Genomic DNA, 12,373 nt, shown 5'->3' with positions numbered 1-12,373 from the left:
AGCCGCCGCCCCGCCGGGCCCGTGTTGATCAGGTGACCTGATCGTTAGGGGTCCTGGCTCAGCGTCGACCGTGAGCCAGGACCCCACACGGTGAGCCAGGGCAACGACCCTTGCGCCATCCCGTTGTATTTATGCTACGGTTTGTCGCATGGGAAGACAGCCAAAGGGTGAGGCGGACAAGGTCCACGACCGCATCGCCGTGCTCAGGGCCGACCGTGGCGTGAGCCGGAAGGAACTCGCGGACGCCGTCGGCGTCCATCCGCAGACGATCGGCTACGTGGAGCGCGGCGAGTACAGCCCGTCGCTGGCCCTGGCCCTGCGCATCGCCCGCTACTTCGACCTGCCGGTAGAGGCGATCTTCTCCCTCGACCCGCTGCCCTCGCTCAGCCAGGAACTCCTCAGGAGGACGTCGTGACCATCTCCCCCGAGCAGACCTACCTCGCCCGCACGTTCGAGGACGGGCGATACGCCTGGGCCCGTTCGCTGACGAACCGCCGCCGCGCCGTCGTCGCCGAGGCCGTCCTCCTGGTGGCGCTGATCGCGGCCACCCTCACCGCCGCGATCACCGGCACCGGGTGGTCGACGTGGTTCTTCGCCGCGTGGACGGCCGGGATGCTGGCGTTCATCCCGCTGCACTCACTGCTCAACCTGGGCATCCGCGGCGTCTTCGACCGCAGCACCCGGTCGCTCGACGAGCACCAGCAGCGGGTGCGCGAGCGGTCGTACAGCGCGGTGGGCTGGCCGAGCACCGCCCTGCACTTCGCCGCCTGGTTCGGTGCCGTCACGCTCGTCGCGCTCACCGACCACGTGGACCTCGCGCTGTGCCTGGGCTTCCTGCTCTGGTTCTCCGCCGGGTTGCTGTCCTACTGGCACCTGGCCTGGACCGCCCCCGAGGAGCCGGCCGACGCCGACTCCTGACCCGCCCCCCGATGTGCCGAGATCACGCGATCTCGGCACATCAGGCGCATCCGAGCGCCGAGATCACGGGATCTCGGCGACGAGGAGAGATCTCAGCTCAGGTTCGGGAAGAAGAGCTTCACCTCGCGCTCGGCGGACTCGGGCGAGTCGGAGCCGTGCACGATGTTGTTCTGCACCTCGAGGGCGAAGTCGCCGCGGATGGTGCCGGGGCCTGCCTTCACCGGGTCGGTGGCACCGGCCAGGGCGCGGAACGCCTCGATGGCCCGCGGCCCCTCGACGACCAGCGCCATGAGCGGGCCGCTGGTGATGAACTGCACCAGGTCGGCGAAGAACGGCCGCTCGCGGTGCTCGGCGTAGTGGGTCTCCGCGGTCTCCCGGTCCAGGGTGCGCAGCTCGGCGGCGACCAGGCGCAGCCCCTTGCGCTCGAGCCGCGTGATCACCTCACCGACCAGGCCACGGGAGACGCCGTCGGGCTTGACGAGGACGAGAGTGCGTTCGGTCACGGGGCGGCAGCCTACGGGGTGGCCGCTCCACCGCCGTCGGCGTCGGTGCCCCGAGGCTCCTCGACCGGCCCGAACGGGGTGCCCACCAGCTCCTTGCGCACCTGCAGCAGGTAGGCCCAGATGAGCAGAAAGGCGCCCGCCACGAACCACATGACGCCGTTGAGCAGGCCGGTGAGCAGCAGCGGCACCTGCAGGACGGTGCCGATCAGCAGACCTCGCTCCCGGCGCTGCAGGCCGGACGCGAGGATCAGCACCACCGCCAGGACCAGCAGGACGGTCAACCGGACGGCGCCGAGCCCCTCCTCGGTCTGCGCGATGCCGCGGGGCACGAAGAGGACGGCGATGCCTTCCAGCACCAGGATCGCGGCCGCGGCCCCGCGCAGCGCCTTCGCCGCGCGCAGCGGGTCGGCCGCGGTCACCGCGAGCCCCGGGCCATCAGCGTGCGGGCCTCGCCGGCGGTGATCACGCTGCCGGTGACCAGCACGCCGGAGCCGCCCAAGGCGTCGTCCGGGCCGGCCTCGGCGAGCTCGATCGCCTCGGTGATCGCCTCACCCAGCTCTGGCTGGACGCTCACCCGGTCGGCGCCGAAGACGTCGACGGCCAGCGCGCCGAGCTCGTCGGCGGGCATGGCGCGCGGCGAGCTGTTCTGGGTGACGACCAGTTCGGCGCAGACCTCCTCCAGGGCGGCCAGCATCCCGGCGACGTCCTTGCCGTGCACGCACCCGACCACGCCGACGAGCCGGGTGAAGTCGAAGGACTCCCGGAGCGCCTCGACGGTCGCGCGCATGCCGGCCGGGTTGTGCGCCGCGTCGACCAGCACCGTCGGGCTGGTGCGCACCCGCTCCAGCCGGCCGGGTGACCGGACGGCGGCGAAGGCGGCGCGCACCGTCTCCTGCTCGATCGGGCCGGTCGCCGCGCCCGCGCCGAGGAACGCCTCGACCGCGGCGAGCGCCGTCACCGCGTTCTGCGCCTGGTGCGCCCCGAAGAGCGGGAGGAAGACCTCCTCGTACTCCCCACCGAGCCCCTGCAGGCGCACCTGCTGCCCGCCGACGGCGACCGTGCGCTCCAGCACGCCGAACTCGGTGCCCTCACGGGCGACCACCGCCTCGACCTCCACGGCGCGACGGACCAGGGTGTCGAGCGCCCCGGGCTGCTGGTGGGCCAGCACCGCGATGGCGTCGGGCTTGATGATCCCCGCCTTCTCCCCCGCGATCGTGGCGACGTCCGGGCCGAGGTACTCGGCGTGGTCGAGGTCGACCGGGGTGACGACGGCGACGCGGGCATCGGCGACGTTCGTCGCGTCCCAGGTCCCGCCCATGCCGACCTCGATGACGGCGACGTCGACCGGGGCGTCGGCGAACAGCGCGTAGGCCATGCCGACCATGACCTCGAAGAAGCTCAGCGGGACCTCGCCCGCGGCGTCGACCATCTGCACGTAGGGCGCGATGTCCTCGTAGGTCTCGACGAACCGCTCGGCGCTGACCGGCTCGCCGTCGACGACGATCCGCTCGCGGATCGACTCCAGGTGGGGGCTGGTGAAGCGGCCCACGCGGAGGCCGAAGCCGCGCAGCAGCTCGTCGATCATCCGGGCCGTCGTCGTCTTGCCGTTGGTGCCCGCCACGTGGATGACCGGCATCGCCCGGTGCGGCGATCCCAGCAGGTCGACCAGGGCGTTGATGCGGGTGAGCGAGGGCTCCAGGCGGCTCTCCGGCCAGCGGGCCAGCAGCTCCTTCTCCACCCGGGCCATGTCACCGGTGCTGCTGTTGCTCATCCTGCTCAGGATGCCAGTCGTGCAGTTCCTAGGATGAGTGACATGGTTCCCGACATCGCGCCCCCGGACACGACTGCCCCGGCTGCGACCGTCGGCGTACCCGACCGGCCGACCGTCGACGGGCTCGAGGACAAGTGGATCGCCCGCTGGACGGAGCAGGACACCTACGGCTTCGACCGCGCCGCCGCGCTGGCCGCGCCGCGCGAGCAGATCTGGTCGATCGACACCCCGCCGCCAACCGCCAGCGGCTCGCTGCACGTGGGCCACGTCTTCAGCTACACCCACACCGACATCGTCGCCCGCTACCAGCGGATGCGCGGCAAGCACGTCTACTACCCGATGGGCTGGGACGACAACGGCCTGCCCACCGAGCGGCGGGTGCAGAACTACTACGGCGTCCGGTGCGACCCGGCGCTGCCCTACGACCCGTCCTTCGAGCCGCCCGCGAAGCCCGGCAAGGACCAGGTGCCGATCTCGCGGCGCAACTTCGTCGAGCTGTGCATGCAGCTCACGAAGGAGGACGAGGCCGAGTTCGAGAAGCTGTGGCGCCGCGTGGGTCTGTCGGTGGACTGGACGAACGTCTACCGGACGATCTCGGAGTCCTCCCGGGCCACCGCCCAGCGGATGTTCCTGCGCAACCTCGCCCGCGGCGAGGCCTACGCCCAGGAGGCGCCGACCCTCTGGGACGTCACCTTCCGCACCGCCGTCGCCCAGGCCGAGCTCGAGGACCGGGAGCGCCCCGGCGCCTACCACCGGATCGCCTTCTCCGGCCCCGAGGGCCCGGTGTTCATCGAGACCACCCGCCCGGAGCTGCTGCCGGCCTGCGTCGCGCTGGTCGCCCACCCCGACGACGAGCGCTACCAGCCGCTGTTCGGCAAGACGGTCCGGACGCCGGTCTTCGGCGTCGAGGTGCCGGTCGTCGCCCACCGCCTCGCCGAGCCGGACAAGGGTTCGGGCATCGCGATGATCTGCACCTTCGGCGACCTCAACGACGTCACCTGGTGGCGCGAGCTGCAGCTGCCGACCCGCGCGATCGTCGGCTGGGACGGCCGGATCCTGGCCGAGCCGCCGGCCGACGTCCCCGCGGAGCCGTACGCGGAGCTCGCCGGGAAGACCGTCTTCAGCGCGCAGCAGCGCATCGTGGAGATGCTCCGGGAGTCCGGCGACCTGGAGGGCGACCCGAAGCCGATCACCCACCCGGTGAAGTTCTTCGAGAAGGGCGAGCGCCCGCTGGAGATCGTCACCACCCGCCAGTGGTACATCCGCAACGGCGGCCGCGACGGCGACCTGCGCGACGCCCTCGTCGCCCGCGGCCGGGAGATCCAGTGGGTGCCCGAGCACATGCGGCACCGCTACGACAACTGGGTCGAGGGCCTCAACGGCGACTGGCTGATCAGCCGCCAGCGCTTCTTCGGGGTGCCCTTCCCGGTCTGGTACCGGCTCGACGAGGCGGGTGAGCCCGACTTCGAGAACCCGATCCTCGCGGCCGAGGAGTCGCTGCCGGTCGACCCGTCCTCCGACGTGCCGCCCGGCTTCGACGAGGCGCAGCGCGGGCAGCCCGGCGGCTTCATGGCCGACCCCGACGTCATGGACACCTGGGCGACCTCCTCGCTGTCGCCGCAGGTGGCGTCGGGCTGGGACACCGACCCGGAGCTGTTCGCCAAGGTCTTCCCGATGGACCAGCGGCCGCAGGCGCACGACATCATCCGCACCTGGCTGTTCTCCACCGTCGTCCGCGCGCACTTCGAGCACGGCACGGTGCCGTGGACGCACGCCACCATCTCCGGCTTCGTGGTCGACCCCGACCGCAAGAAGATGTCGAAGTCCAAGGGCAACGCGACGACGCCGATCGACGTGCTGGAGCGGTACGGCACCGACGCGGTGCGCTGGCGCGCGGCCGGGGCGCGCCCGGGTGCGGACTCGCCGTTCGACGAGGCGCAGATGAAGGTCGGCCGCCGGCTGGCCATGAAGATCCTCAACGTCGGCAAGTTCGTCCTGGGCCTGGGCGCCTCGGCGGCGCTGACTGCCGACGACGTCACCGAGCCGATCGACCGGGCGCTGCTCGCCGGGCTGGCCGGCGTCGTCGACGAGGCGACCGCGGCGATGGAGGCGTTCAACTACACCCGCGCCCTCGAGGTCGCAGAGGCGTTCTTCTGGTCGTTCTGCGACGACTACGTGGAGCTGGTGAAGTCCCGCGCCTACCGGTCGGATGCGGCCGCGACCTCCGCGCAGGCGGCGCTGGCGATCGCCCTGGACGTCCAGCTGCGGCTGTTCGCCCCGGTGCTGCCGTTCGTCACCGAGGAGGTCTGGTCGTGGTGGCAGACCGGTTCAGTGCACCGGGCGCTGTGGCCGACCGCGACCGAGCTGCCGACCGGGGGCGACCCCGCGGTGGTCTCGGTGGCCGCGGCTGCGCTGGCCGGGGTGCGCAAGGCGAAGTCCGACGCCAAGCAGTCGATGCGCGCCGAGGTGGAGACGGCGACCGTCACCGCCCCGGCCGCGCAGGTGCCCGCGCTCGAGGCGGCGCGCTCGGACCTCGTCGACGCCGGCCGGATCCAGACGCTGACCGTGCGCCCGGGCGAGGGTGAGCTCACCGTGGACGTCGTCCTCGCGCCGGCCCCGGAGGCCTGACCCCGCCGGCCGTCGTAGCGATGTGCGGCGGGGGCGCGTTCCGTCGGCTGGAACGCGCCCCCGGCGCACATCGGTAACCGCGTCAGCGGGTCAGCTCGACCAGCTTCGTGACCGTGTTCCAGTTCCGGTTGGTGCCGACCTGGCCGAGGATGCGGTCCCACTTCCACCCGCCCATGGCGCTGCCCTGCATGCCTTCCGGCAGCCAGAGGTAGACCTCCCGGCCGCGGACCACGTACTCGCCGCCCTCGGCCGTCGGCGCCGCCGCCACGCGCTCGGGGTCCAGCGGCTCGGGGAAGAACGTGACCGAGTAGCGGGCGTGGTCGTCGGCGAGGTGGCCCAGCGGATCGACGGCCAGGACCTCGGCGAGCTCGTCCGCCGTCCGCACCACCACGGGGACGTCGAGGGCGAAGTGCTGGGCGATGGCCGCGGTCAGGTCGGCGGCGAGCTCGGCCTCGGGCAGCGCGCTGTCGAGGATGACGTTCCCACTGGCCAGGTGCGTGCAGACGGCGCCGTACCCGCGTTCGGTGAGGACCTCGCGCAACCGCGGCATCGAGACCCGGCGCGTGGCGCCCAGGTTGATCGCCCGCAGCAGCGCCCCGTAGCGGGTGGTCACACCGAGACGCTACCGCTACCGCCGCCGCGGTCCGGCAGGCAGCGGGGGCCGCGTCCGCGGCGGCTGACTCCGCGGGCGTTGTCCCTCCGGCGGACATCAGGGCGGCCGCGATGCCCATCACGGGGCCAACGCTTCCGACGTCGTCCACAGGTTCGCCGGAGCTGCCCCGCGCCAGGACCACGGCCAGCAGGCTGGGCCGGTGCACGACATCCTCCGGCTGCTCGACCCGATGCGGGTGGCCTCGACCGCGGCGCTCGCGCAGCACGTCGACCCGCGCACGATCAGCCGGTGGCTGGCCTCCGGCCGGCTCGTGCGGCTGCACCCCGGCTGGGTCACCGTCCCGCAGCTCGCCGATGACTGGGCGGTGCGCGCCCATGCCGCCACGTCCTACTGCGGCGGGCCGCTCAGCCACTGGAGCGCGCTCGCGGTCCACGGCCTCGGGGAGGAGTACACGCAGCTGGACGTCACGGTGCCGGCGGGATCGAGGGTCCGGACCACCCGGTGGGTGCGCGTCCACCGGAGCCGGACACCGCTCGGCCTGACCGCTGCGCGCGGCTTGGTGACGACCCCGGTCCCCCGGGCTCTGGTCGACACCTGGGGCGATGCCCATCGCGCGACGGCGATGCGGGCCTCCCCCCGACTCGCCAGAGCCGCGGTGCTCCGTGCGGTGCAGCGCCGGAGCGTGGATGCGGCCGAGGTGACGGGCGAGCTGGCCCGTCACCCGAACCTGCCCGGGCGGTCCGCACTGCACGAGCTGCTGGCGCTCGTCGCGGGCGGTAGCCACAGCGAGCTGGAGATCTTCGGCCTCCAGCACATCCTCACCGTTCCCGGTCTCCCGGAGTGCCGGCGCCAGCACCGGGTCCTCCTGCCGGAAGGGCCGGTTCTCCTGGACGCGGCCTGGCCCGAGGTCCGGCTGGCGGTCGAGCTGGACGGGGCGGCGTTCCACGGGTCGGAGGACGCGCGCGAACGGGACCTCCGCCGGGACGCTTCCCTCGCCGCGCTCGGGTGGCAGACGCTGCGGTTCAGCTACCGGCGGGCCACCTCGGAGCCGGCCAGCTGCCGCGCGCAGATCGCTCAGATCTACCGGCAGCGACTCGGCGTCGTCCCGTGACCGGACATCTGGTCGTCCGGAATGCCGCGTACCGGGACAACGCCCCTGCGCCGAGCGGGAGGGCGGCGGGGCGGCGGGGCGGCGCGAGCAGACACCCGCGGCGAGGGCTGAACGGGGCGAGAACACCGCGAGCCCGCCCCCGATGTCGGGGACGGGCTCGCGGCGTCAGCTGCGGATCAGGCCGACTTCTCGCGGGGGGCGCGGGAGGGCTTGCGCGGGACGATCGTCGGGTTGACGTGCTCCAGCACGACCTCCTTGGTGATCACCACGGAGGCGACGTCCTCACGGCTGGGGATGTCGTACATCACCGACTGGAGCACCTCCTCCATGATCGCGCGGAGTCCACGGGCGCCGGTGCCGCGGAGGATCGCCTGGTCGGCGACGGCCTCGAGCGCGTCGTCGGTGAACTCCAGCTCCACGCCGTCGAGCTCGAACAGCTTCCGGTACTGGCGCACCAGGGCGTTCTTCGGCTGGGTCAGGATGTTGATCAGCGCCTGACGGTCCAGCTTCCGCACGCTGGTGATGACCGGCAGCCGGCCGATGAACTCCGGGATCATGCCGAACTTCAGCAGGTCCTCGGGCATGACCTCGGCGAAGGCGTTGGCGTCCTCGATCTCCTGCTTGCCGCGGATCTCCCCGGCGAAGCCGATGCCCTGCTTGCCGGCGCGGGCCTCGATGACCTGCTCCAGGCCGGCGAAGGCACCGCCCACGATGAACAGCACGTTCGTCGTGTCGATCTGGATGAACTCCTGGTGCGGGTGCTTGCGGCCACCCTGCGGCGGCACCGACGCCGTCGTCCCCTCGAGGATCTTCAGCAGCGCCTGCTGCACGCCCTCGCCGGAGACGTCGCGGGTGATCGACGGGTTCTCGCTCTTGCGGGCGATCTTGTCGACCTCGTCGATGTAGATGATGCCGGTCTCGGCCCGCTTGACGTCGTAGTCGGCGGCCTGGATCAGCTTCAGCAGGATGTTCTCGACGTCCTCGCCGACGTAGCCGGCCTCGGTGAGGGCGGTGGCATCCGCGATGGCGAACGGCACGTTGAGCATCCGCGCCAGCGTCTGGGCGAGGTGCGTCTTGCCGCAGCCGGTGGGGCCGATCAGCAGGATGTTGGACTTGGCCAGCTCGACGGCGTCCTCGCGGGAGGCGCGGTCACCGCCGGCCTGGATCCGCTTGTAGTGGTTGTAGACCGCGACCGAGAGCGTCTTCTTGGCCTTGTCCTGGCCGATGACGTACTGGTCGAGGAAGTCGTGGATCTCCTTGGGCTTCGGCAGCTCGTCGAACTTCAGGTCCGACGACTCCGAGAGCTCTTCCTCGATGATCTCGTTGCAGAGATCGATGCACTCGTCGCAGATGTAGACCCCGGGGCCAGCGATGAGCTTCTTGACCTGCTTCTGGCTCTTCCCGCAGAACGAGCACTTGAGCAGGTCACCGCTCTCACCGATTCGTGCCACCTGCTGACCTCCACCTCGACAGTCGCCGGTCCTGGTGCCAGGTACCCGCGGGTTGGACCCTGCTGAAGATTTCTGCCCCGTTCGACCTCGCTGACAGGCTGCCCCGCGAGGCTCTCCTCCCAGCGCTTCCGGCCGGGGATCGGGCGTTCGCCGAACGTACCTGCCGCCGCGGACGAGGTGAGGCAATGACTCACCCGGTTCGTCCGTGGCCGTCCCTCATCTGTCCCGTCGTGCCCTTCGACCTCCGACGGTACGGGCCGAACACGCGCCTCGCGCGTCCCCGGCCCGTACCGGATCAGGCGGTGGGGAGGGCGTTGAGCTTGCGGCTCTGGATCACCTGGTCGACGATCCCGTACTCCTTGGCCTCCTCGGCCGTGAGGATCTTGTCCCGGTCGATGTCCTTGCGGACCTGCTCCTGGCTGCGGCCGGTGTGCCGGGCGAGGATCTGCTCCATCTGGGTGCGCACCCGCTCGATCTCGGCGGCGTGGATCTCCAGGTCGGAGACCTGGCCGCCGGCCTCGCCGGAGGGCTGGTGGATCAGCACGCGGGAGTACGGCAGCGCCAGCCGCTTGCCCGGCGTCCCGGCCGCGAGCAGCACCGCGGCGGCCGAGGCGGCCTGGCCCATGCAGACGGTCTGGATGTCGGGCCGGACGAACATCATCGTGTCGTAGATGGCCATCAGCGAGGTGAAGGAGCCACCGGGCGAGTTGATGTAGATGGTGATGTCGCGGTCCGGGTCGGCCGACTCGAGCGTGATCAGCTGCGCCATCACGTCGTTGGCCGACGCGTCGTCGACCTGCACCCCGAGGAAGATGATGCGCTCCTCGAAGAGCTTGTTGTAGGGGTTGGACTCCTTCATGCCGTAGCTCGTGCGCTCCACGAAGGAGGGCAGGATGTAACGGCTGGAGGGCATCTGGAAGCTCATGGGGTTCTCCTCCGAACCGTCAGTTGTCCGAGACCGGGTTGGCCGAGTCGGTCATCGTCGCGCGGCTGACCACGTGGTCGACGAAGCCGTACTCGAGGGCCTCCTGCGCGGTGAACCAGCGGTCGCGGTCGGAGTCCTCGATGATCCGCTCGACGGTCTGCCCGGTGAGCTGCGCCTGCAGCTCCGACAGCTCCTGCTTGGTCCGCCGGAACAGGTCGGCCTGGATGGCGATGTCCGAGGCCGTGCCCCCGACGCCGGCCGAGGGCTGGTGCATCAGGATCCGCGCGTGCGGCAGGGCGTAGCGCTTGCCCTTGGTGCCGGCGGTCAGGAGGAACTGGCCCATCGAGGCGGCCAGGCCCATCCCGTAGGTGGCGACGTCGCAGTCGATGAACTGCATCGTGTCGTAGATGGCCATACCGGCGGTCACCGAGCCACCGGGCGAGTTGATGTAGAGGTGGATGTCGCTCTTGGGGTCCTCGGCGGAGAGCAGCAGCATCTGGGCGACGAGCTGGTTGGCGATGACGTCGTCGACCTGGGTGCCCAGGAAGATGATGCGCTCGCGGAGCAGGCGCTCGTAGACCGAGTCGTTGAGGTTCATCCCCCCGGCCGCGGCGCGCAGCATCGGCGCGCCGGCCAGGTTCGGGTCGGTGGTGCTCACGGGTGCGGTGACCTCCGTAGGACGCGTGTCGTGGCAAGTCGGTCTCGGTGCGGTGCGGGCCCGGTTCGGCCCTCCGGGGGGCGGTACCCCTCGGCGATCGCCTGAGTCCTCTCGACCCTAACGCGGACCTGCGACGGGACAGTCCCCGTGGCGGCGGTGTTCGCCGTCGGCGCAGCGACCGGCCCCGGAACGCCGCGACGCCGCCCCGCCCAGGTGGGCGGAACGGCGTCGTCGGTGCACCGGCCCCCTCCCGAGGCTCACCGCGAGCGTGCTCGTGGTGAGGAGGAGGGGGTCCTCTTTCAGGCCTTGGTGACGTCCTCGGTGTCCTCGGTCGCCCCTTCGGCGGCCTCGGTGGCGACGGCCTGGACGGCGATGTCGTCGTCCTCGGCCGGCTCCTCCTCGGCGGGGGTCTCCTCGGCGGGCGCCTGGACCGTCTTCGGCCGCAGGGCCTCCAGGTCGACGTTCCGGCCGGACTCGTCGGTGATCGTCGTCTGCTCGAGCAGCTGGGCCAGGGTCTTGGTGCGGCGGACGTCGGCGACGAACTCGGCGATGTTGCCGCTCTGCTGCAGCTGCTGCGCGAACTGCTCCGGGCTCATCCGGTTGCGCTGCGCCTGCGCCATGATCTGCGCCGAGAGGTCGTCGTTGTCGACGGTGACCTCACGGGCGTCGGCGATGGCGTCGAGGATGAACTGCGTCTTGACCGCCTGCTCGACGTTCTTCCGCTGGTCGGCCTCGTAGTCCTCGCGGCTCTCCACGCCCGACATCTGCAGGAAGGCGTCCCAGTCCATGCCGGCCTGCTGGAGCTCCCGCTCGAAGGCCTGGTTGCGCCACTGCACCTCGCGCTCGACCAGGTTCTCGGGGATGGGCACCTCGATGGTCTCGACCAGGTGCTCGACGAGCTTGTCGCGCGCCTGGGCGCCCTGCTGGATCACCTTGGAGCGAGCCAGCCGGGTGCGGACGTCCTCGCGCAGCTCCTCGAGGGTGTCGAACTCGCTGGCGGTCTGGGCGAACTCGTCGTCCAGCTCCGGGAGCTCCTTCTCCTTCACCGAGCGGACGGTGACGGTGACGTCGGCCTGCCGGCCGGCGTCGGGGCCCGACAGCAGGGCGGTCTGGAAGGTCGCCGACTCGTCGGCGGACAGCCCGCGGACGGCGTCGTCGAGGCCCTCCATGAGGTTGCCGGAGCCGACCTCGTAGGACATGCCGGTGGTGGAGCCGTCCTCCAGCACCTCGCCGTCGAGCTTGGCTTCCAGGTCGATGGAGACGAAGTCGCCGTCCTGCGCGGGGCGCTCGACGCCGGTGAGCATCGAGAAGCGCTCGCGCATGACGTCGACCTGCTGGTCGATCTCCTCGTCGGTGACCTCGACGTCGTCGACGGTCACGGCCAGGGAGTCGAGCTCCGGCAGTTCGAGCTGCGGGGCGACGTCGACCTCGGCGGTGAAGGCGAGGGTGTCGTTGTCGTCGAGGCGGGTGACCTCGATGTCGGGCTGGCCCAGAACGCGGACCTGGTTCTCGCGGATGACCTCGGAGTAGATCTCCGGAACGGCGTGCTGGACGACCTGCTCCAGGACCACGGGCCGGCCGAGCCGCTGGTCGAGCACGCGGTTGGGGACCTTGCCGGGGCGGAACCCGGGAACGCGGACCTGCTTGCCCAGCTCCTTGTAGACCTCACCGAAGGCGTGGTCCAGGTCCCCCCACGGCACCTCGATCGCCATCCGGACCCGCGTGGGGCCCAGTTCCTCGATGGTGCTCTTCACAGCGGCAGTGCTCCTCGGTGAGACAGTGGTGTGCAGGCGGC

Annotated in this window: 12 protein-coding genes; 4 read left to right on the top strand and 8 right to left on the bottom strand. The window is 71.3% G+C overall.

What is annotated here, in order from left to right; translation table 11 throughout:
* Nucleotides 1–148: 148 nt before the first annotated feature.
* Nucleotides 149–415, top strand: a complete 267-nt coding sequence (locus tag ACI799_RS06735; protein WP_456587602.1) for a helix-turn-helix transcriptional regulator — start codon at nucleotides 149–151, stop codon at nucleotides 413–415.
* Nucleotides 412–918 carry a hypothetical protein gene (locus tag ACI799_RS06730; protein WP_456612693.1) on the top strand — a complete coding sequence of 169 codons (507 nt, stop codon included), beginning with the start codon at nucleotides 412–414 and terminating at the stop codon, nucleotides 916–918. The genes ACI799_RS06735 and ACI799_RS06730 overlap by 4 nt, the downstream gene beginning before the upstream one ends.
* 92 nt (nucleotides 919–1,010) lie before the next feature.
* Here the strand turns inward: ACI799_RS06730 and ndk are convergent, their stop codons facing one another.
* Genes ndk through folC form a run of 3 tightly spaced genes read right to left on the bottom strand, consistent with a single transcriptional unit; the run spans nucleotide 1,011 to nucleotide 3,192 of the window.
* Complete coding sequence (gene ndk / locus ACI799_RS06725) at nucleotides 1,011–1,421, bottom strand: nucleoside-diphosphate kinase (protein ID WP_456587604.1); 411 nt, start codon at nucleotides 1,419–1,421, stop codon at nucleotides 1,011–1,013.
* A gap of 11 nt (nucleotides 1,422–1,432) precedes the next feature.
* Entirely contained in the window at nucleotides 1,433–1,840 is a 408-nt protein-coding gene (locus tag ACI799_RS06720; RefSeq protein WP_456587605.1) for a DUF4233 domain-containing protein, read from the bottom strand.
* Nucleotides 1,837–3,192, bottom strand: a complete 1,356-nt coding sequence (gene folC / locus ACI799_RS06715; protein ID WP_456612692.1) for a bifunctional tetrahydrofolate synthase/dihydrofolate synthase — start codon at nucleotides 3,190–3,192, stop codon at nucleotides 1,837–1,839. Before folC ends, ACI799_RS06720 begins: the two co-directional genes overlap by 4 nt.
* A gap of 42 nt (nucleotides 3,193–3,234) precedes the next feature.
* On the opposite strand from folC, the gene valS reads away from it, so the two are divergent.
* A complete protein-coding gene (valS, locus tag ACI799_RS06710) occupies nucleotides 3,235–5,820 on the top strand; it encodes a valine--tRNA ligase (protein WP_456612691.1) in 2,586 nt (861 codons plus the stop codon).
* A gap of 82 nt (nucleotides 5,821–5,902) precedes the next feature.
* Here valS and ACI799_RS06705 read toward each other — a convergent pair whose 3' ends face one another.
* Entirely contained in the window at nucleotides 5,903–6,433 is a 531-nt protein-coding gene (locus ACI799_RS06705) for a DUF1697 domain-containing protein (RefSeq protein ID WP_456612690.1), read from the bottom strand.
* Between the two features lie 199 nt (nucleotides 6,434–6,632).
* Here ACI799_RS06705 and ACI799_RS06700 point away from each other — a divergent pair, with 199 nt between their 5' ends.
* Nucleotides 6,633–7,544, top strand: a complete 912-nt coding sequence (locus ACI799_RS06700) for a DUF559 domain-containing protein (RefSeq protein WP_456612689.1) — start codon at nucleotides 6,633–6,635, stop codon at nucleotides 7,542–7,544.
* A 176-nt stretch (nucleotides 7,545–7,720) separates the two neighbouring features.
* On the opposite strand, the gene clpX is transcribed toward ACI799_RS06700, so the two are convergent.
* The 4 genes from clpX to tig all read right to left on the bottom strand — a co-directional run bounded on the left by clpX (nucleotide 7,721) and on the right by tig (nucleotide 12,332).
* Nucleotides 7,721–8,995 carry an ATP-dependent Clp protease ATP-binding subunit ClpX gene (gene clpX / locus ACI799_RS06695; RefSeq protein ID WP_456587610.1) on the bottom strand — a complete coding sequence of 425 codons (1,275 nt, stop codon included), beginning with the start codon at nucleotides 8,993–8,995 and terminating at the stop codon, nucleotides 7,721–7,723.
* A gap of 295 nt (nucleotides 8,996–9,290) precedes the next feature.
* Nucleotides 9,291–9,920 (bottom strand): ATP-dependent Clp protease proteolytic subunit, encoded by a 630-nt coding sequence (locus ACI799_RS06690; protein WP_456587611.1) that lies wholly within the window; start codon nucleotides 9,918–9,920, stop codon nucleotides 9,291–9,293.
* A gap of 19 nt (nucleotides 9,921–9,939) precedes the next feature.
* Nucleotides 9,940–10,578: an ATP-dependent Clp protease proteolytic subunit gene (locus ACI799_RS06685; protein WP_456587612.1), complete on the bottom strand. Its 639-nt coding sequence runs from the start codon at nucleotides 10,576–10,578 to the stop codon at nucleotides 9,940–9,942.
* A 299-nt stretch (nucleotides 10,579–10,877) separates the two neighbouring features.
* Nucleotides 10,878–12,332, bottom strand: coding sequence for a trigger factor (gene tig / locus ACI799_RS06680; RefSeq protein WP_456587613.1), 1,455 nt, complete (start codon nucleotides 12,330–12,332; stop codon nucleotides 10,878–10,880).
* Between the last annotated feature and the right edge of the window lie 41 nt (nucleotides 12,333–12,373).

It is taken from the genome of Blastococcus sp. SYSU DS0753 (assembly GCF_054051175.1).
This window is presented reverse-complemented; position numbering and strand designations above follow the sequence as displayed.